A 20,673-nucleotide genomic window follows, 5' to 3' on the forward strand; every position below is an offset into this window, starting at 1 on the left:
AGATGCGGCTTTTTTATTTTAGCGAGTGGTATAACCACCATTTGCAAAAATAGTTTGACCGGTAATCCACCAACCATCGGTCACCAAAAAGCGAACTAATGGCTCAATATCTTCAATTTTAGTAAGCCCACCTAAAGCTGAAGCTGATTTATGATAAGCCACTGCTTCGGCAGATTCCTGACCATAAAAGAAAGGTGTATCCATAGGTCCAGGCGCAACAGCAGTCACAGAAATCTGACGGTCTCCAAATTCTTTTGATGCAGCGCGGGTGTAATGCTCAACAGGGGCTTTTAAGCCTTCATAGGTTGAGTACAGCCCAGTGTAAGCTGCAAGAAGAGAAGTAACGATTGAACAGATTTTTCCGCCGTCATTTAAATGCCGACCAGCCGACTGAATAAAGAAATAGGCAATTTTGGAGTTTATATCGCTCATGCTATCAAACTCTTGTTCTGTGGTTTCCAAGAATGATTTTTTCAAAACCTTTCCAACTGTATTAATAGCAATATCAATTCCACCAAAATGCTGTTTAGTGTCGATAAAGAGTCTTTCTATATTATTAATATCCGTTAAGTCTGCTTGAATTAAAACAGCCTCTACACCTAAAGCTATTACATCTGCGAGCGTCTGCTCTGCATCTGCCTGAGTTTCAGCGCTATTGTAGTGAATTGCGATTTTTGCACCTTGTTCTGCAAATTTACGGCTAATGAGTCCACCTAAGTTTTTTGCACCGCCTGTAATCAGTACAACTTTATCTTTAAGAGTATGAGTTGCCATGATGATTGTTCCTATGATGACTTGTTCTAATGTGTTTTTAGTCTAGATTGGCGGTAATTTTTGATCAATTATGCTAGTTTGGTTTAACTATTCAGAAAATACGAACAATTAAATGGATCGGTTGCAGCAATTTTTTATTTTTACAGAAGTCGCTAAACGACAAAGCTTTAGCGAAGTAGCAAATCAGCTTGATTTACCTCGTTCGACAGTGACGAGTGCGATTCAACAGTTGGAAACTCACTATGGTGTTCGGCTATTTCATCGCACCACGCGCAAAGTAAGCCTCACTCAAGATGGGCAAAGAATATTGCCAGAATGCCAAAATCTATTATTTGATTATGAACAGCTCGAACAACTCATACAGACGCAAAAGCAGCATTACCGTGGCACATTAAAAGTTTCAATGCCCAGCCGAATCGTGCATCAAGTGATTATTCCTGAACTTCCCAATTTTTATAGCAACTATCCGGATATCCATTTACAACTGAATAGCTCTGATGACATCACTGACTTGATCGAGAAAGGGATTGATTGCGTTGTTCGGGTGGGGCAGCTAGATAATAGTAGTTTGATCGCGAAGTTTATTGGCAACTTGATTATGGTGAACTGTGCAAGTCCCCATTATTTGGAACAGTACGGCGTTCCTGAACAATTAGAAGATCTATCTCAACACAAACTCATTAACTACGCAGGAGCCGTAGGGGAAAAACAAGGCGTATTTTTATATCAAGATGGAACAGTGATGATGGATAGTGCTTTAAGTGTAAATAATACAGAAGCCTATGTTGCAGCGGCTTATGCTGGCTTGGGGATTATTCAACTTCCATACTATGATGTTCAGGACAAAATTGAGCAAGGAACCTTGGTTGAAGTGTTAAGTGCACATACGCCTCAATCTTTGCCACTCAATATTTTGTATCCGAATCGAAGTTATATTCCTAAACGTTTAGAAATCTTTATGAACTGGATTAAAGACATTTTATATAAGAAATGCATCGTCATCTTTTAGTCATGAAATTAAAATAAGATAACAATAAAAAAAGCCTCTCGCAGTGAGAGGCTTTTTAGAATTTGGTGGGTCGTCCGCGATTCGAACGCGGGACCAACGGATTAAAAGTCCGCTGCTCTACCAGCTGAGCTAACGACCCAAATAGGTTCAAAACAGATGAGTGGTGGGTCGTCCGCGATTCGAACGCGGGACCAACGGATTAAAAGTCCGCTGCTCTACCAGCTGAGCTAACGACCCTGAACAAACATTCAAACACTGTTTGAATGTGAAGTGCAAGATAACTAAAAGTTTTCTAACACCACCTTTGTTTTGATGTCGCGTATTTTAGCAAGTTATTCAACTAACACAAGAGGTAAATCAAAAACATTTGCATGATTGCCTATAAAAAGCACGATTTCCTCTTGTTTAGCTAAAAAATGAACTAAAAACGATATTTATATGCCTGAATGTTGTCAAAAATTTCAGTTGTGACGTCACAATAACTGTTCGCACCAGGTAATAAAGCGAGTAAACGTTCAGAAGTTTTGCCTGGATTAAACGAATCTTCCTTCAATTTATTCTTTTGATATTTAAAAGTACCTGTTGTTTCAACTTTAGCTTGCACACGTAAAAACACGGGTACTGCGTAAGCGGGTAGGCATTTTTTAAATATAGTAACCATTTCGGTTAAATCAGACTCATTTAACTCGGCACCATCAGCAAGTGTGATTGCTGCCATCCCAGCACGACCGTTGGTATTTGGAATTTCTACTCCATAGACCACTGCTTCAGCGATCTTATCATACTCACAAACCATGTTTTCAACTTCAGTCGTAGATACATTTTCACCTTTCCAGCGGAAGGTATCACCTAAGCGGTCAACAAATTGGGCATGACGGAAACCAATATTACGAACAAGATCACCTGTGTTGAAATATGAGTCACCTTTTTTAAAGACATCTTTCATAATCACAGATTTATTCTTTTCTGGGTCTGTATAGCCGTCAAAAGGCGAGCGACTGGTAATTTTACCGACCAGCAAACCGATTTCACCTGCTTTAACTTTTTTACACCAGCCTTTTTTATCGCGTACAGGTTCGTTTTTCTCTTTATCAAACTCAATAATGGCGTATGGCGTAGGAGAGAAACCTACGGTGTTGTCAAAGTTAAAAATATTACTAAACCCGACATTGCCTTCACTTGATGCATAAAGCTCAAGAACTTCTTGGACACCAAAACGTTGTTTGAACTTATCCCAGATGTTTGGACGCATGCCGTTACCGATCATTTTGGTTACGCGGTGGGCACGGTCAATTTCTGTAGTAGGGGCATCCATTAAGTAACGGCAAAGCTCTCCAACATAGCCAATTGCAGAGGCATTAAATTTCTGAACGTCTTTCCAGAATGCGCTGGTTGAATATTTACGTCGAATTGCAAGGGTAGAGCTTCCCGCAATCACGCCACACCAGCAAACTACGACACCTGTTGCATGGTAAAGCGGTAAAGTTACATACATCACATCATCTGGGCCAAGGTTTAAAATGTGACCATAGGTACCATATGCGAGCGTCCAGCGACTGTGTTTGAAAATAACAGCCTTTGGTAAGCCTGTAGTGCCTGATGTATAAATATAAAACAGGCCATCATTTCCATGAACAGATTGCGTAGTTGATGGGTTAAATTTTGGAAATTGATCAATTTCTATTGCAAGATTGGCATAACCTTGAGGTGCTGTTCCCGCATTTTGACGTGTAGCCTGATCTGCAAACCAATGGAAACGGTCTTTAGGAACATTGAGGTCCTGACGAATTTCATCAATTACAGCTCGAACTTCTTCACCTGCAATTACGGCAATTGGTTTTACAAGATTGATACTATGAGCGAGGACCTTACCTACTTGAGAGGTATTAACAAGCGCAATCGTTACCCCAATTTTAGCTAAGCCTACAATCGTGGCAATAAGCTCAGAACGGTTCTCAACCATTACGGCAATCACGTCACCTTTCTGTGCCCCAAGAGAGAGATAGTAATGAGAAATCTGGTTAGCCCATTCGTTTAAAACTTCATATGAGTAACTTTGATCTTCAAATAATAATGCAATACCTTGCGGATTTCGCTTAACAGCTTTTTCAAAAGCTACACCTAATCCCGTTGGTGTATTTGCTGTTCTTAAGTAAGCCTGTTTAAGACCATTTAGGATATGGGGTACCTTGGGGATGAAGCTAGGAAGTCTTGTTGCAACATCACCAAGCGTAATGATATCGGTCTGTGTTGTCTGGCTCATATCAATCCTATTTATTTTTCGATCAATCCAAAAAAGGTTGCGTTGGCAAAAGTACAGTATTTTTCATGGTTCACCATGCTTTTAAAACTTTTCTTCTAGTGCAATCAACCTAATTGTTTAAAAATAACAAAAAAAACCTAGTCATCGAAATGACTAGGTTTGTTTAAATTAGCTGCAATTGAGCAAATGATTTACTCAGCTACAGGATTTGCTTTCTTTGGTGGACGACCACGAGGACGACGAGGAGGGCGATTTGGTTTGTCCAGATCTGCCTTAGAATCGTCTGATTCAACCTCTGAAGTAGCTTCTGCTGGTGCTACTGCTTGTTCTGTAGCTGCTTTTGCTCTTGTCGATGCTTTCGGTTGTTTCACAACAGGAGCTTCAACAACAGTTGTCGCTGGCGCTTCTTCTACAGTTGTTTCACTTTGTGCTACTTCAGTCACCTGATCAAGCTCAAGCGGTTGTTGTTTTGACTCAACAGGTGCTTGCGTTTCAGCAACAGGAGCAACAATAGTTTCTTCAACAACCGGAGCTACAGGAGCAGCTTCTTCTGGTGCAGAGTGTTGTTGTTTAACTTGCTCAAAAGCTTGTTCAGCAGCAAGTTTTGCTAAACGACGACGTTCACGTGGATCATTAGCAACACGTGGTGTTTGCTCTTTTTGTGGCGTCAATGCAAGTACAGGCGCGGGTTCTGCTTCTTGTGATGGTTTGTTGCTTGGAAGCTCTGCATCACGAGTAACAGGCTTCTTGTCTTCAGCATCAGACGCGACTTCTGTTACTAGAGTGCTTGCGTACTGTTCGGCAAATTTCAGCAATGCACGATTGAATGTTGGAACTAAACCAAACTGTTCAATCAATACTGTGCAGTCTTCACCATAAACATGACGAATCAAGCTACCAATCGTATATTGCGCCAAAGTTGGAATTTGCGATGGGGCAATAGAAGGTACCGCAGCTTTAGCACGTTTTGCGTTGCGTTGTTCACGACGACGCATACGAGGGTCATTACTCGCACGTTGAATTTGCGGTTGAGTTTTGTTGTCTGCTGGAGGAGTCGTAGTTTCTTCTACAACTTTAGCAGTTACAGTCTCTTCTACAATAGCAACAGGTGCTGGAGCTGACTCTTGAGCGACTTCAACAACAGGTGCTGTTTCAGTACGTTCAACATGTTGCTCAGGAGTTAAAGCAATAATTTCGCTTTGTGCCTGATCAACATTGATCACTAAGGCTGTATTCATGACTTCATGCTTTGGAGCATCAATCAAATTAACCTTGATTTGTTTCTCATCAACAACTACTGGTGCCGCCGGCGCATTTTGATTTTCATTCAATACGCTTGGATCGCGGTGGCGATTTGGACGGTTCGGACGTTGTTGGTTATTACGGTCACGACGCGGCACAGCATTTTCAGTTTGTTGTCCATCATTTTGATGTTGTGGATGTGGCTGATCAGAGTGCGGACGTTTTTGTTGACGTTTTAACTCACGTTGTTCTTGACGTGATAACTGTACAACTTCTTCATGAACCTGTTGTGGCTGCTGCTGTGGTTGTTGCTGCAGTTGTTGTTGTGGCTCTTGAGTATGGTGATGTTGTTCACGTTGCTCTTTGTGCTTACGTTTTTTGTTGTTTGGACGTTGTTGTACTTTATCGTCTTTTTCAACATTCTCACGAACGTCCTGTTTAGCAGGAGATTGCGAAATATAAGCATTGTTAGATGGCGCTGAAACAACTTCAGCAACTGCTGGTACTACGACTTGTCCAAACTGGCCACGACTTACAGCGCCAGTATTTACCATTTGTTCAATGGTCGCAGCAGCATTTTGAGCCGAACGAGCTTGATCAACGGTTTTAGCTTGTTTTTGAACAAAAAGGTTTTCTAACCATGCGCAAGGGCTTGCTGCTTTTTGAGTGCTTGGTTGAGCCGCAGCAGGTTGAGCTGATTGATTTACTTTCTTTTGACCAGCATTGTTGTTTGCAGCAGGAGCTGCATGAGCATGGCCATGATCTGCTTCTTCTAAATGCCATTCAGAAGATTCATAACCTAACTCTTTCTCGCTTGAACGAGTTGCTTCAGTACGCTCATAGCTAGATGGCGCAAAACCATCTGGATTGTACTGAATTTCATAGTGAGGTGTTTCTAAGTGCGGATGAGGTAAAATAGTCACACGAACACTAGAAGTTTGTTCTAGGTAAACAAGGCTGTGGCGTTTTTCATTGAGTAAGAACGCTGCAATTTCAACAGGAACTTCTACTTGTACTTCACCATGACGTTCACGAAGTGCAATTTCTTCTACTTTACGCATAATTGAAAGCGAAAGTGAACGTAAGTCACGAACCATACCCGTGCCATGACAGCGTGGGCAAACATATCCGGTTGCTTCTTCAAGTGATGGGCGTAAGCGTTGACGGCTCATTTCCATTAAGCCAAAACGAGAGAGTTGGCCAAATTGGATACGTGCACGGTCGCTTTGTGTTGCTTCACGAAGTTTTGCTTCAACCATGCGTTGGTTGCGTTCTTTAGTCATGTCAATAAAGTCGATCACAACTAAACCGCCAATGTCACGAAGACGAAGTTGGCGAGCAATTTCTTCTGCTGCTTCTAAGTTTGTATTAAGCGCAGTTTCTTCAACGTCATGTCCACGAGTTGATTTCGCAGAGTTAATGTCGATTGAAACTAAAGCTTCAGTCTGGTCAATTACGATTGAACCACCAGAAGGAAGTTTTACTTCACGCTCGTAAGCAGTTTGAATTTGGCTTTCAATACCAAAATGAGCAAACAATGGCTCGTTTAAAGTATAAGTTTTAAGTTTGTCTAATTGACGAGGCATAACTGCTTTAACAAAGTTATACGCTTCGTTATAGGCTTGTTCGCTATCAATTAAAATTTCTGCAACGTCATCACGTAAGTAATCGCGAATAGCGCGAGTGACTACGCCAGCTTCTTGGTGAACAAGCATTGGAGACGGACCAGAACTTGCTGTGCCTTGGATTTGTGCCCATAGGTCAAGCAAATGCTGTAAATCTAACTGTAATTCTTCTTGAGTACGGCCAATACCTGCGGTACGCACAATAACACTCATGCCGCGAGGTAAATTTAAAGAAGCTAAAATTTCTTTTAATTCTTCACGTACAGAACCTGAAATTTGACGGCTAATACCACCGCCTTTCGGGTTGTTTGGCATAAGAACCAAATAACGTCCTGCAAGTGAGATGAATGTAGAAAGGGCTGCGCCTTTATTACCACGTTCTTCTTTTTCAACCTGAACAAGTAATTCAGTACCTTCAGTGATGAGTTCACGAATGTTTGAAGTTTGTCGCGGGTCTGCTTGGAAATAGCTATTCGCAATTTCGCGCATAGACAAGAAGCCTTGACGGCCTGCGCCATATTCAACAAACACAGCTTCTAAAGAAGGTTCTACGCGGGTTACATGGCCTTTATAGATATTGGATTTTTTCTGTTCTCGGGTACGATTTTCTAAATCAAAATCGTAAAGACGATTACCAGTGATAAGTGCAACGCGGACTTCTTCTGCGTGAGTTGCATTAATCAACATACGTTTCATGGGTGTGACACCTAATAGTGACCCACACAAACATATCGCACAAACTTAAAGGTGCTGAACGAACATCGAACATGACGGATCATTTCCCAGATCTCAAAATATTTGTGGTCTGAGTCATCTGTTACCGGCTACATTTAGCCTGAACTTCGATTCTCGTCTGTGATGTAGGCAATACTGCTTCAACCTTTAAATCGGACTTCCTTAGTGCTTCACTGGCGGGTGAGCGGTGCATTGGTTAATGACTTTCACTGTCATTGTGCGCGAAGTGACTTCTTTTTAGAAGTTTGATACGGAATGTTCATCGTATCGGTGCTTTCGGCAGTTCCAATGCATCAACGCTTTAGCCTGAAGGCAACATTAAGGAGCGATTTGTCTGATGTGTATCAGTTTACGTTCCATAACCAACTAGAGTTGGTAACATATTTTTTTGAACAAACTGAATTAAACGCAACAGTTTGTCATTTTGCCGATATAATAAGCCTTCGGCGTCGGCATAATTCTTTAGGACCTATCCGAGCTGATGGTGAAAGCATCATTTTGATTGAGGTTTCAATCAGGGAAATTCCCTATTAGATGTTCACTTACGGCGGTATCCGTGCGCTGACTATATCAAACCTTGCAGCATCTGCCTATGGGCTAAGCTTAGATTTCTTGTGAAAAAACTAAGCTAAACGGTCATTTTTTAATCAAATTTAGCAAAAATTCAGGTTTAAATATTAGTATGAATTCTACACAGCAATGGCAAAGTGTCACTTGGTTTGAGGTGGATGAACATCAAGCAGGACAACGAATTGATAATTTTCTGTTCTCGCGTTTAAAAGGTGTACCTAAAAGTCGTATTTATCGTTTGATTCGTGAAAGTCAGGTTCGAGTAAATAAAAAACGTGTAAAAGCTGAGACTAAACTTGAGATTGGCGACCAGATTCGTGTTGCTCCAATTCGTTACGAACAAAAAGATGAAACAGCCGCTCCTGTCAGTGACAGTGTAGCACAAGGCTTATTAAGCCGTGTGGTGTATGAGGATGAAGGTCTATTAGTAGTTAACAAACCTTCAGGTATTGCTGTCCATGGGGGCAGTGGTATGGCATATGGTTTGATTGAGGCACTACGTGCAGCGACAGGCAAAAAATATTTAGAACTTATTCATCGTATTGACCGTGATACTTCAGGTCTGGTTATGATTAGTAAAAAACGTAGCACATTAAAACAACTACAAGATATGTTGCGTGAGCACAAAATTCGTAAAACCTATGCTGCAATTGTTAAAGGTCAAGTGAGCTTAGATAAACAGTTAATTGATGCACCTTTATTACGATATGAGCTGGCAAATGGCGAGCGTCGTGTACGTGTGACTAAAGATGGCAAACCAAGTAAAACCGAATGGGTTGTCGCAGAGCGCTTTAAAAATGCAACATTGATCCATGCGTCACCTTTGTCAGGTCGTACTCATCAGATCCGTGTGCATGGTTTAAGCATTGGACACCCATTGATTGGTGATGACAAATATGGACACACGACTGCGTACACTGGTCCTGAAGCACGCCGTCTATGTTTACACGCAATGCGTTTAGATATTCCGGGTTATCCACCGATTGAAGCACCGTTGCCAGAAGACATGACCCAGTTATTAAAGGCTTTGAGAGTGGCAAAATGAGTCTAAAAACTGAATTGGTTATTTTTGACTGGGATGGGACTTTATATAACTCTGTTGGACAGATTGTTGCTAGCTTGCAACATGCCGCAGAGCAGCATGAATTGTCTTTAACAGATGAAGCAGCAAAAAGCATTATTGGTTTAGGTTTGCCGGAAGTTATGCAAACCCTATTTCCAGAAGCACCTGAGTTACATGATTCAATTTTAAAAGCATATGGCGATCACTATATTGCGAACTCTACAAATGATGCATGGTTCGATGGTGTTGCTGAGCTCTTACATGATTTAAAAGCACAAGGTTTAAAACTTGCAGTCGCGACGGGTAAAAACCGTCGTGGGTTAGATCGTGTAATCGCAAAAACACAGAGTACTCATCTTTTTGATGTGACTCGAGCAGCCAATGAAACTCGATCTAAACCAGATCCACTCATGTTGCAAGAAATCTTAACAGTCACTGGCGTGAGTGTTGAGCATGCGGTAATGATTGGTGATAGTAGCTATGACCTTGAGATGGCTCAGAGGTTAAACATGCCACGAATTGGTGTGGGCTACGGCGTGCATTCGATCGAAGTTCTACAACAGTTCCAGCCTTTAACCATTGCCAAAGATGTACCTGACCTGCACAACTTTTTAAGAGAGTATGCAAAGTTATCTACGGTAGATGTTGCATAATTTAGAATAATATAAGAAGGGGGAATTTATTCCCTCTTATTGTATGTCTAATAACAATAAGAAGAGAAAAATGCGTCGTTCTATTCGTCTATTAAATCTTTTACAACAACTTCGTGAAGCCCGTTATCCAATCACAGCACAAGTTCTCGCTGAGCGTCTTGGAATTAGTGTCCGGAGTGTCTATCGCGATATCGATAGCTTACGTGAGCAGGGGGTCGCCATTGAGGCATCGGCAGGTATCGGTTTTCAGCTTAAAGAAGATATTGTACTGCCGCCAATGACACTCAATGAAAATGAAGTCGAAGCTATTTTTTTGGCATTGTATTGGTTGAAGAGTGTGCCAGATCAATCGTTACAATCGGCCTCTACATCTGTATTAGCTAAATTAAATTCTGTTTTGCCTGAGCATCGTCAATATTTATTACAGCAAACGACTTTAAGAGCGTTTAATACGTGGCTGCCTGTAGATGAAAATCGAGTCGAACAGGTGCGTTTAGCCATTCGGCAGCAAGTCAAAATTTCGCTGCATTATCATGATGAGCAGCAACGAAGTAGTGTTCGAACCTTGTGGCCTTTTGCCTTGGGATATTTTAATGACAAAATTTTATTGGCTGCATGGTGTGAACTCAGGCAGGATTTTAGACATTTTAGACTCGATCGTATTCAACAGCTGAGTTTAAGCCAAGAATTATATCCATCATTTAAGCAACAACTATTTCAGCAGTGGTGGGCACAAGAATCGAAGACTACTGACAAAAACTGACAAAAAGGTTTTGTAGACTAGGTTCCACGATAAACAAGGAGCCATAAAAATGAGCCTTAAACTTTATACTAACAAAGAATCACGTGGTGTTGTGGTCGACTGGCTTTTAGTCGAATTAGGTGTTGATTGTGAACGTATTGAAGTCGAATATAAGACTGAAATGAAAACACCAGAATATCTAAAAATTAATCCTTTTGGAAAAGTGCCAGTATTGGTGGACGGCGATGTCGTAATTTATGAGCTAGGTGCAATCTGTGCTTATCTTGCTGATAAATTTTTCGATAAAGGTTTAGCTCCTGCACTCGATGATCCAAAACGTGGCCTTTACTACCGCTGGTTATTTGTGATGGCTGGTCCATGGGAAGCTGCTGGTGTTAATAAAGCGCTTGGAATTGACGTATCTCCTGAGCAAAAAATGTTTGTGGGTTATGGTGATTACAACGATGCTTACCAAGCTTTAGTACAAGGGCTTAGTGAAGCAAATCCGTATGTGTGTGGCGAGCAATTTACTGCAGCAGATGTAAGTGTTGGCGCAATGCTGTTATGGCAATTGAAGATGGGTGCGATTGAATCCCATCCAGCCATTACGCGTTATCTTGAAACCATCAAACAACGTGAAGGTTTAAAACAAAGCACGATGGGCTCATTGTTGTAAACCTCTGCTGTTCAGAGTCACCCATTTGGGTGACTTTTTATTTTCTAAATACAAGTTTTAGTTGGTAAGAAAGCCAGCAGCAACGTTAATACAAATCGCTAAAATGGTGGTATTAAACCCAAAAGATAACACTGCATGAAATAAGTTTAAAAGACGCATATGTTTGGTAGTAATCGAAACATCTGCAGTTTGAGCAGAAGTCCCAATAATATAACTAAAATATAGAAAATCAGGATATGTGGGCTGTTTTGTTCCTGGGAAATCTAAACCTCCGTTTTCTTCATTTCTAGATAAAGCCATGTAAAAATCATGAGCATAATGTAGAGCAAAAACGGTATGCATAAAAAGCCATGCTGAAACAATAGTGAGTAAAGCTAAAGCGACATGTCCTAACTTTGCAGAATGATCAGAAGGAAGCTGTGAGAGCTGTATTAAAATAGCAACTAGACACATGCTTAAAGCTAATAAAACAATCAGCATAATGACCCATTTGCTTTCGTCTTGTTTTTTAGCTTGCTGCTGCATTTGTGAATGATCAGCACTTTTCATGAGCTGCCAAACATGTAGTAAATATATACTAATCGAAGTATTCCAGCTGACTAATAAAACAGTTGACCATTTCCATGAGGTTAACCATGTCAGAATACTTGCTGTAATAAATCCGATTACTAAAGCAATAAAGAAATGAGGGCGGTTTAGTACACTACGTCCAAGATGTTGAAATACTGCAACCATTTTCCTAATCTCCTTTTACTAGATGGTAAATGTATTATTTTTTATCAAATGGTGAAAATAATATCTAGTTTTATATAGATTTTATTCCAATAATTTTAATTGTATTTAATAGACATTTAATTTTACCGATTGGATAAAATAGAACAAAGCGCGAGCTAAACTATTTATAAAAAGTATAAAATAAATAAAGAATATTATTTACTTATACCTTTTATAAAGGTGTTCTTATTAATCGTAGGCTTGAAATAAAATATAGCTTTCTTGATTAGGTGTGATTTAAGTTTTTATCCAGATGAAATACTTTAGTGAGTTGGTCAATGAATTTTTGGACACCTAAAGACTGTGAGTTTTTACGGTAATTCACGAATAAATCCAGTGTCGGTAACTCGATATCGAGCGGGCGAACTACTGTGTTTTTGATTCCTAAAGGGGCAACGTAGGCTGGTAAAATTGTACAACCTAATCCAGAGCCAATAGAGTTAATATTAAACAACATGCTATCTGCTTTTTGAACAATATTGAGGTCAATATTGTGAGTTTTGGCAAAGTTTAAAATGGTGTTATGTAATGTTTGTGACTGCTCGGCAGCAGGAATAATAAAGTCAACACCTTGTAAGGCATGGACAGGAATTCGTTCATACTGAGTAAGTGAATGATTCTTTGGAAGTAAAAAAATCAGGGGTTCAGTCAAAACAAATTGGCTTTGGATTTCATCACTATCTGTGTTTTCTCGCGTAAAGGTAATGTCCAACTCACCTTTTTTCAAGGATTTAAGTTGTTCAGTATTGTTTAGGTTAGATAATTCAATGATGAGATCGGGGTGTTGTAATCGCAGATTAGGAAGAACGTAAGGGAAAATTTTCATTTCTGCAATGGGGACAAAACCAATACGTAACAGTTGCTGCTTAGCCTTAGAAACCTGTCGTGCCAGAGCAACTGCTTTTTCAGCTTGAGCAAGGGTGAGACGAGCATGTTCTAAAAAGACCACACCTTCTTCAGTTAACTCAACTTTACGTTTAGTGCGATTTAAAAGTCGTACACCAACATCTTCTTCTAAATCTTTAATCTGTTGGCTAAGGGAGGGTTGTGCAGTAAAAAGTTTAAGAGCGGCTTTACTAAAATTTAATTCTTCAGCAACGGTAATGAAATATCGGAGGTGGCGTAGTTCCATAAGACTAATCCAAAAAATGTCTTACTATGATTTGTGTGAAGTATAAAGCATAAAGGGATATAGCGTGAAGGTACTTTAGGTATTTATAAAATAAATGGAATTTTAATTTTCATTAAACATTTAATATATAAATATAAGTTCTAGTAATTCATAAAATATATTAATTATTAGAGATTAAATACATTATTTTTACTTAATCAAAGAAATATTTAAATGTTCTTAATATTAATATGGGGAATTCTCATATTATGCAAAAATAAAGAAGAGTAAATTAATATTATAAAATATAAATTCTGTCAGCATGAATCAGCTTTAAGTGTTACTAAATATTTTGTTCTATAAGCTGTCAAAATATTTTAAGTTAGAAAAGTAAGATCTCCCAAGGCAAAATTGACTAACTCTGTGACTATTTCACGTGACTAATGATTGTTATGTTATACAAGTGCTCTTAATAAGAATGGTAATTATCGACGCATAAACCCAACACATCTATGTATTTTTTATGGCAATCTAATTCAACTTATGTTGGTTGTGACCACAATAAAAGGGATATTTATATGATAAATAAGTGTAAGTGCCATAGCTTAATTTGTTTTAATTGTTAAGATAGAAACCTGAACACATCCATTCTGCCGATGCTAAAACATAGAAAAGCCCATGAAAGACAAGCCGACATTAACATATCAATTGCCGACTCAGTCCTGTTGGACGCATACATGGATAAAACCTCCTTTTTATCATCCCGAGTCAGGGCGTGAATCTGATACACGTTTTTATAACCAACAGCCTAAATCGCCGGCTAGAGGCTCAAAAGAGCTATTACGTTGGTTAGTTACGCGTGAGTCTTTTACATGGAACGTTGATATTCAAAATGAATACGATACCCGTGTAAACACAGCTGTGGCATTGCCTCAAAATCGTCCTCAGGCGGATTTAGATGATTGGCAAGTTTGGTTTGTTGGGCATGCGACGGTATTGATTCAGATTGGGCCTTATAACTTTATTACCGATCCAGTATGGTGTGATTATGCAAGCCCTTCACAGGGTCGTGGACCGCGCCGTGTGTGTCCGGCAGGTTTTGCGTTAGAACAATTACCGACGATTCATGGTGTTCTACTCAGCCATAATCATTATGATCATATGGATTTGGCTACGCTTGAATGGCTACATAAAAAATTCGCAATGCCGATTTACACGGGGCTGGGGAATGGCTTTTATTTACCCAAAGAGTTTCATGTGATTGAGATGGATTGGTGGCAAGAAATTCCATATCACGAACTAAGAATAATTTATACACCTGCACAGCATGGCTCCGGTCGTGGTCTACGTGACCAGAATAAAGCGCTCTGGGGCGGCTTTTCGGTTGTTGCTAAAACAGGCCATTGTTTTTTTGCAGGTGATACGGGTTATGCGGGGCATTTTAAGCAAATTCATGCACGTTATGGTGCACCACGTGTTGCTTTACTTCCGATCGGAGCTTATGAACCTCGCAAGTTAATGAGTTATGTTCATATGAACCCTCAAGATGCTGTGCATGCACATTTAGATTTGCAGGCTCATCGTTCTGTTGCGATTCATTATCGAACTTTTCAGTTGACAGACGAAGATCGAGAAGATCCTGAACATGCGTTAGCTCAAGCAATTAAAGCTTCATCGAAACTTGCGAATCCTTTTTATTGCATTCGAGAAGGGCATAAATTGACTGTCTAAAAGGACATCACTTTATATTTAAGTAAAAAAGCCAGTTCAATTTGAACTGGCTTTTTTGATTCTGATGTAAATTAAGCTAAGTCGAAACGATCAAGATTCATGACTTTAGTCCATGCGGCTACAAAGTCTTGAACAAATTTTTCTTTACCATCTGCTTGAGCATAAACTTCTACCAGTGCACGCAAGATTGAGTTTGAACCGAACACTAAATCATTACGTGTTGCAGTAAATTTTACAGTGCCTGTTTTACGATCTTTGCCTTCAAATACTTCACCTGATGAATCCGCAGGTGCCCATACCGTAGACATGTCGAGTAGGTTCGTGAAGAAGTCTGTGCTGAGAACACCAACCTGATGAGTAAATACACCGTGTTGCGAACCATCCCAGTTAGTGCCTAGTACACGTAAACCACCAATCAATGCAGTTAACTCTGGTGCAGTCAAAGTCAGTTGCTGTGCTTTATCAATTAATAATGCTTCAGTTGCTGCATTGACACCGTCTTTTTTCCAGTTTCTAAAACCATCGGCAAGGCCGCGGAGCAATTGGAAAGATTCGACATCAGTTTGGCTTTGTAATGCATCAACACGACCAGAGGCAAATGGAACGCTAATGTTGAAACCAGCCACTTGAGCAGCTTGCTCTACACCAACGTTGCCTGCTAGCACAATTAAATCAGCCAATGACAGCTGAGTTGAGGCTTTGATTTCTTCAATTTTAGTTAAGGTATCAACAGCTTTTTGGTTTACTTCCCACTCACGTTGCGGTGATAAGGCAATACGTGCGCCATTTGCTCCACCACGCTTGTCTCCACCACGGAAAGTTGACGCTGAAGCCCAACCCAGAGAAACCAACTCGCCAGCCGATAGCCCTAGTGCAACAATTTTTGCTTTTGCATCAGCAATGCTCGCAGCCGATGGTGCAGCGCTAGCAGTAGGTAATGGATCTTGCCAAATTAAATCTTCAGCTGGAACTTCAGGACCTAGATAACGTGCTTTTGGTCCCATATCGCGGTGAGTTAATTTGAACCACGCACGTGCAAAAGCATTGGCGAAAGCTTGTGGATCGTTATGGAAGCGACGAGAGATTTTTTCAAACTCAGGATCAAAACGTAAAGTCAAATCTGTAGTAAGCATTGTTGGCTTACGTTTAATTGATGGGTCGAATGGATCTGGGATGATTGCTTCAGCATCTGCTGCTACCCATTGAATTGCGCCAGCAGGTGAGCGTTCTTGTACCCACTCGTATTTGAATAGGTTTTCAAAGAAGTAATTACTCCATTGTGTTGGAGTCTGCGACCAAATGACTTCTAAGCCTGAAGTGATCGCGTCTTTACCAACACCTGTACCAAAGCTATTTGACCAACCAAAGCCCATCTGTTCAATTGGTGCACCTTCAGGATCAGCCTGAACATGGTCGGCAGAGGCAGCACCGTGGGTTTTACCTAAAGTATGACCGCCTGCAATTAATGCAACAATTTCTTCGTCATCCATTGCCATGTTGCCAAAAGTCGCACGAATAAACGGTGCAGCCGATTTTGGATCACCACTGGCTTGTGGACCTTCAGGGTTCACATAAATTAGACCCATTTCGGTTGCAGCTAGATTGCTGCCTTCCAATGCTTCAGAGTTGCGATGAGCTAACCATTCTTTTTCATCGCCCCAGTTTACATCGTTGTCTGGTTCCCAAACATCTTCACGACCTGCACCAAAACCAAATGTACGGAAGCCAGAAGACTCAAGCGCAATGTTACCAGCAAGAATAAATAAATCTGCCCACGATATTTTTTGACCGTATTTTTGTTTAACTGGCCATAGTAAGCGGCGTGCTTTATCTAAGCTCGCATTGTCAGGCCAACTATTTAATGGTGCAAAACGTTGTTGACCACGACCAGCACCACCACGGCCATCGCCCATACGATATGTACCAGCAGCATGCCATGCTAAACGAATAAATAAGCCCGTATAATTTCCCCAATCGGCTGGCCACCAATCTTGGGAATCTGTTAATACATTTTTGATATCAGCTTTGAGTGTGTAGTAGTCGAGTTTTTGAAATTCTTGACGATAATTAAAATCTTTACCGAGTGGATTAGAACGTTCTGAATGTTGATTCAGCAAGTCAACACGTAATTGTTTTGGCCACCAATGTAAACTAGGCGTGCCACCACCGACCGTTGCTTCTGGTTTTGAGTTATGACCTGAAAAAGGACATTTTGATTCGTCTGACATGGTTATATTCTCTCTGGGTAATAATTATTGAGCTCTTGATAAAGTAGTAGGGCTCATTTTCCTGGACTTCTGGTTTAAAAACTCATGTTTATTAAATAAAGAAATGAGTGAGCAAATGATGAGAGAAACCGTTTAAAAAATTCTTTTCACTCAGATGTCGGCTCATTATTTTTTATTTAATAATGCATCAGATTCCTTTAATTGTTATTCCTCCAATTTACTGTATGAAGGTTAAAAAACAAGAGGAAAAATAAGTTGAAGCTTGAAAATAACGATGCATAGAATTACCTCTTCAATTGTTGGAACAACTTAAGATCTTTTAATAGCGCTCTTTAAATATAGTAGAAGTAGAAGGCTTATTTTTCAAATGGATTAAATTGTCAAAGTTGATTTAAAAAACCGATTGTAATTTTGTTCAAAAAGTAGCGTGCAACCGAGATTGAAAAGAAATTTTTATATTCAGTTTTATTAAGTTATTTAAAATAAAAAAAGGAGAGCGATGCTCTCCTTTTTCTTTAGATACTAAACATTTACGATTCGATTCGATTTGACCATGTCGGCTAGGCCATGAGTTTTAAAATAGTACTCAAGCCAGCTTTTTACAATGAGCGGATTATTCATTTTCATAACATCACCAAGTAATTTTTGCGCATCTGTCATAGGTACATGACAAATTGCTTTTCGTACTCGCAAAATGTTACTCGAACTCATTGAAAGGGTATTAAAGCCCATCGCCATGAGTAAAATTGCCGATAATGGATCACCTGCCATTTCACCACAAATGCTGATTGGTTTTTTGTGTTCATGACATTCTTTAACCAATCGAGTTAAAGCACGTAAAATAGAAGGGTGGAAATGCGAGTAAACGTTTGCTACATGTGGATTATTACGGTCAACCGCAAGTAAATATTGAGTTAAATCGTTTGAACCCACAGAGAAGAAATCGACAAGTTCAGCAAACTCATCAATTTGTAGCAATACGCTTGGTACCTCAACCATAATCCCAATTTTAGGCTTGGTAATTTTAACTTGCTCTTCTTCTTGTACCGCCATCCAGTCACGCTCAAGTAAGTAAAGTACTTCTTCGACTTCACTGACTGTAGTCACCATTGGCAATAAAATATGCAAATTATTTAAACCAATACTGGCTTTGAGCATGGCGCGAATTTGCGACGAAAAAATCTCGGGATGATCGAGCGTGAAACGAATACCACGCCAGCCCAATGCCGAGTTTTCTTCTTCAATACTGAAGTAAGGCAAGTCTTTATCGGCACCAATATCCAGAGTTCGCATTACCACTGGTTTGTTGGCGAAGTGGCTCAACTGTTGACGATAGATTGCACGTTGTTCTTCTTCACCCGGGAAGCGTTCCCGTAACATGAATGGGATTTCACTTCGATATAGACCAACACCTTGAGCTCCGCGTTGTACTCCGCGAACCACGTCAATCATGAGGCCTGTATTTACATAAAGTGGAACAGATACACCATCTGGAGTAATCGCTTCTTTGGTCTCGTATTGTTTGAGATCTTTTGCGATCTGTTCATCTTCTTTTTGAATTTCTTTATAACGTTGGCGTAAACGGCGTGGAGGATTTATAAAAACACGGCCTTGATAGGCATCTACAATCATTTCTGCATCATCAAGCGTGTTAACAGGAAGTTCAGTTACGCCAACTACGGTTGGAATACCTAATGCACGGGCCACAATCACCATATGTGAATTGGCTGCACCTTCTGAAGTTACAATCGCTGCAATATTGTCTACTGGCAGCTCTACGAGTGCCGCAGTACTAATTTCTTCACCAATTAAAATACTGTCTGGGCTCAGTTCACGGTGGCTAGAGTCTTCTTCTTGCAACGAGGCTAAAATACGTCGGCCTAAATCTTTAAGATCAGAAACTCGCTCACGTAGATAGTCATCTTCCATTTGTGCAAATAGGGCAGTATGTTTTTCAATCACACGGCGTACTGCACCTTGTGACCAATGTCCATCACGAATAAGTTCTTTAATTTCGGCTGGCAATGCATTTTCATCTAGCATTCTTAAGAAAACACTAAATAAAGCGCGTTCTTCTGCCATTAAAGAATCATGCATTTTTTCATCCAAAGAACGAATCTCTGAACGAACTGATGAAATGGCTTGATCTAGAAGTCGAAGTTCATGACTAATATCTTCTGCTTCACGGTCAGGTACTGACGCTAAATCGGCAGGTGGATATAAAATAATAGCGCGACCTAAAGCAACACCGCCTGCACCTGAAGCACCTTGAAAGGTTTTATAGGCAGGGCCATTGCTTGGTTTACGAAATACGTCAATATTTCCAACTGCGTGAGCGTGGGCAATAACACCAGAAAGCTGAGCACACAGAGTAACTAAAAATGATTCCGCAGCTTCACTAAAATCTTGAGGAAGTTTGTTTTGTACAACCAAAACCCCCATAACCTTACGACGATACATGACAGGTACGCCAAGGAATGAGTTGTAAATTTCTTCACCTGTTTCAGGTAAATACATGAAACGCTCATGTTTTGGTGCATTGTCAAGGTTAACAATTTCTTCACGTTGCCCGACCAGACCGACTAAACCTTCACCGAGTTGCAGTGAAACATGACCTACAGATTCTGGGTTTAAGCCTTTAGAGGCCATCAATACATAGCGCTGATTGCGTTCATCGAGTAAATAAATAGAGCAAACATCCACTTTCATGGCCTCAGCAACCTGATTGACCATGGTGTCTAATGATTCATGCAAACTGACGGACGCATTAACTTCTTGGACAATGCGCCGTAGAGTGTCGAGTTGCATGTTTGACATGGATGTATACTCCAGTATTTTTTTAGACTATGAATGTATTTATAACAGCACTTTTAATAAAAATCATTTGCTAGATAAATGATTTTTAGGGTAATTGTTGCATCGGCAACTGTGTACACAACTCCACCATGGCTTTACGATAAACATCACGCTTGAAGTTCACCACTTGTCCAAGAGGATACCAATAGCTAACCCACTGCCATTCATCGAATTCGGGTGGGTCGGAGAGGTTTAACTGAATATTTTTTGCATGCGCAGTTAATTTCAGTAAAAACCATTTTTGTTTCTGTCCGATACATACGGGGTCAGAGTCTGACCGAATGTAACGATGTGGCAAACGATAACGCAGCCATCCTTTGGTTTGCGCAATAATCTGGACATGTTCGGGCAATAAGCCGATTTCTTCTCTCAGTTCTCGAAAAAGTGCCTGTTCAGGAGTTTCTCCAAACTGAATGCCTCCTTGTGGAAATTGCCAAGCATTGTGACCAATGCGCTTTGCCCATAAAACCTGTCCATCATCGTTTGCCAAAATGATCCCGACATTCGGTCGGAAACCTTCTGAATCGATCATTTGGCTACCTAAATATTGTCTATATCGTTGACTTTAATCGCGGGGACAAACACTTTTTTATGTCCAGCTCGAAAAGATCAAAGTAAAAT

At 40.3% G+C, this 20,673-nt stretch carries 14 protein-coding genes and 2 tRNA genes; 6 read left to right on the forward strand and 10 right to left on the reverse strand.

Translation table 11 applies throughout. The features are described 5' to 3' along the window. Positions 1–18: 18 nt before the first annotated feature. Positions 19–774 (reverse strand): SDR family oxidoreductase, encoded by a 756-nt coding sequence (locus tag FY048_RS10505; protein WP_347018983.1) that lies wholly within the window; start codon positions 772–774, stop codon positions 19–21. A gap of 112 nt (positions 775–886) precedes the next feature. Between FY048_RS10505 and FY048_RS10510 the strand changes: the two genes are divergently transcribed. Next, complete coding sequence (locus FY048_RS10510) at positions 887–1,783, forward strand: LysR family transcriptional regulator (protein ID WP_446091082.1); 897 nt, start codon at positions 887–889, stop codon at positions 1,781–1,783. Positions 1,784–1,846: 63 nt separating this feature from the next. Here FY048_RS10510 and FY048_RS10515 read toward each other — a convergent pair. The 4 genes from FY048_RS10515 to FY048_RS10530 all read right to left on the reverse strand — a co-directional run bounded on the left by FY048_RS10515 (position 1,847) and on the right by FY048_RS10530 (position 7,609). Further along, positions 1,847–1,922: transfer RNA gene (locus tag FY048_RS10515), tRNA-Lys, on the reverse strand. A gap of 22 nt (positions 1,923–1,944) precedes the next feature. Continuing rightward, positions 1,945–2,020 (reverse strand) — tRNA-Lys (locus tag FY048_RS10520). Positions 2,021–2,204: 184 nt separating this feature from the next. Beyond that, a complete protein-coding gene (locus FY048_RS10525; protein WP_446091083.1) occupies positions 2,205–4,046 on the reverse strand; it encodes a long-chain-acyl-CoA synthetase in 1,842 nt (613 codons plus the stop codon). Between the two features lie 191 nt (positions 4,047–4,237). Beyond that, positions 4,238–7,609 carry an Rne/Rng family ribonuclease gene (locus FY048_RS10530; protein WP_446091084.1) on the reverse strand — a complete coding sequence of 1,124 codons (3,372 nt, stop codon included), beginning with the start codon at positions 7,607–7,609 and terminating at the stop codon, positions 4,238–4,240. A 721-nt stretch (positions 7,610–8,330) separates the two neighbouring features. Here FY048_RS10530 and FY048_RS10535 point away from each other — a divergent pair. The 4 genes from FY048_RS10535 (at position 8,331) to FY048_RS10550 (ending at position 11,352) form a co-directional block, all read left to right on the forward strand. Next, entirely contained in the window at positions 8,331–9,263 is a 933-nt protein-coding gene (locus FY048_RS10535; RefSeq protein ID WP_252610528.1) for an RluA family pseudouridine synthase, read from the forward strand. Continuing rightward, the gene (locus tag FY048_RS10540; RefSeq protein ID WP_446091085.1) at positions 9,260–9,934 is read left to right on the forward strand and encodes an HAD-IA family hydrolase; all 675 of its coding nucleotides are present in this window, start codon (positions 9,260–9,262) and stop codon (positions 9,932–9,934) included. Before FY048_RS10535 ends, FY048_RS10540 begins: the two co-directional genes overlap by 4 nt. 70 nt (positions 9,935–10,004) lie before the next feature. Then, positions 10,005–10,697 carry a helix-turn-helix transcriptional regulator gene (locus FY048_RS10545; protein WP_446091086.1) on the forward strand — a complete coding sequence of 231 codons (693 nt, stop codon included), beginning with the start codon at positions 10,005–10,007 and terminating at the stop codon, positions 10,695–10,697. 49 nt (positions 10,698–10,746) lie between these two features. After that, positions 10,747–11,352, forward strand: coding sequence for a glutathione S-transferase family protein (locus tag FY048_RS10550; protein WP_016139378.1), 606 nt, complete (start codon positions 10,747–10,749; stop codon positions 11,350–11,352). A 57-nt stretch (positions 11,353–11,409) separates the two neighbouring features. On the opposite strand, the gene FY048_RS10555 is transcribed toward FY048_RS10550, so the two are convergent. Then, a complete protein-coding gene (locus FY048_RS10555) occupies positions 11,410–12,087 on the reverse strand; it encodes a DUF1345 domain-containing protein (RefSeq protein ID WP_446091087.1) in 678 nt (225 codons plus the stop codon). A 265-nt stretch (positions 12,088–12,352) separates the two neighbouring features. Then, positions 12,353–13,258, reverse strand: a complete 906-nt coding sequence (gene hcaR, locus FY048_RS10560) for a DNA-binding transcriptional regulator HcaR (protein WP_446091088.1) — start codon at positions 13,256–13,258, stop codon at positions 12,353–12,355. 657 nt (positions 13,259–13,915) lie between these two features. Between hcaR and FY048_RS10565 the strand changes: the two genes are divergently transcribed. Next, positions 13,916–14,968, forward strand: coding sequence for an MBL fold metallo-hydrolase (locus tag FY048_RS10565; protein WP_016139375.1), 1,053 nt, complete (start codon positions 13,916–13,918; stop codon positions 14,966–14,968). A 71-nt stretch (positions 14,969–15,039) separates the two neighbouring features. Here FY048_RS10565 and katG read toward each other — a convergent pair whose 3' ends face one another. From katG to FY048_RS10580, 3 genes are all read right to left on the reverse strand, one after another. Continuing rightward, positions 15,040–17,196 carry a catalase/peroxidase HPI gene (gene katG, locus FY048_RS10570; RefSeq protein ID WP_446091089.1) on the reverse strand — a complete coding sequence of 719 codons (2,157 nt, stop codon included), beginning with the start codon at positions 17,194–17,196 and terminating at the stop codon, positions 15,040–15,042. 522 nt (positions 17,197–17,718) lie between these two features. Further along, positions 17,719–20,013: a phosphoenolpyruvate--protein phosphotransferase gene (gene ptsP / locus FY048_RS10575; protein WP_446091090.1), complete on the reverse strand. Its 2,295-nt coding sequence runs from the start codon at positions 20,011–20,013 to the stop codon at positions 17,719–17,721. Positions 20,014–20,098: 85 nt separating this feature from the next. Further along, on the reverse strand, positions 20,099–20,584 hold the full coding sequence (locus FY048_RS10580; RefSeq protein WP_004794866.1) for an RNA pyrophosphohydrolase: 486 nt from the start codon (positions 20,582–20,584) through the stop codon (positions 20,099–20,101). Between the last annotated feature and the right edge of the window lie 89 nt (positions 20,585–20,673).

This window comes from Acinetobacter sp. 1124_18A (assembly GCF_052824995.1).

Excerpts from the sequence above, each read along its gene's own strand:
- FY048_RS10530 (WP_446091084.1), bottom strand. The coding sequence starts at position 7,609 with ATGAAACGTATGTTGATTAATGCAACTCACGCAGAAGAAGTCCGCGTT.
- FY048_RS10525 (WP_446091083.1), bottom strand. The coding sequence starts at position 4,046 with ATGAGCCAGACAACACAGACCGATATCATTACGCTTGGTGATGTTGCA.
- FY048_RS10510 (WP_446091082.1), top strand. The coding sequence starts at position 887 with ATGGATCGGTTGCAGCAATTTTTTATTTTTACAGAAGTCGCTAAACGA.
- katG (WP_446091089.1), bottom strand. The coding sequence starts at position 17,196 with ATGTCAGACGAATCAAAATGTCCTTTTTCAGGTCATAACTCAAAACCA.
- ptsP (WP_446091090.1), bottom strand. The coding sequence starts at position 20,013 with ATGTCAAACATGCAACTCGACACTCTACGGCGCATTGTCCAAGAAGTT.
- hcaR (WP_446091088.1), bottom strand. The coding sequence starts at position 13,258 with ATGGAACTACGCCACCTCCGATATTTCATTACCGTTGCTGAAGAATTA.
- FY048_RS10505 (WP_347018983.1), bottom strand. The coding sequence starts at position 774 with ATGGCAACTCATACTCTTAAAGATAAAGTTGTACTGATTACAGGCGGT.
- FY048_RS10580 (WP_004794866.1), bottom strand. The coding sequence starts at position 20,584 with ATGATCGATTCAGAAGGTTTCCGACCGAATGTCGGGATCATTTTGGCA.
- FY048_RS10535 (WP_252610528.1), top strand. The coding sequence starts at position 8,331 with ATGAATTCTACACAGCAATGGCAAAGTGTCACTTGGTTTGAGGTGGAT.
- FY048_RS10545 (WP_446091086.1), top strand. The coding sequence starts at position 10,005 with ATGCGTCGTTCTATTCGTCTATTAAATCTTTTACAACAACTTCGTGAA.
- FY048_RS10555 (WP_446091087.1), bottom strand. The coding sequence starts at position 12,087 with ATGGTTGCAGTATTTCAACATCTTGGACGTAGTGTACTAAACCGCCCT.
- FY048_RS10540 (WP_446091085.1), top strand. The coding sequence starts at position 9,260 with ATGAGTCTAAAAACTGAATTGGTTATTTTTGACTGGGATGGGACTTTA.
- FY048_RS10550 (WP_016139378.1), top strand. The coding sequence starts at position 10,747 with ATGAGCCTTAAACTTTATACTAACAAAGAATCACGTGGTGTTGTGGTC.
- FY048_RS10565 (WP_016139375.1), top strand. The coding sequence starts at position 13,916 with ATGAAAGACAAGCCGACATTAACATATCAATTGCCGACTCAGTCCTGT.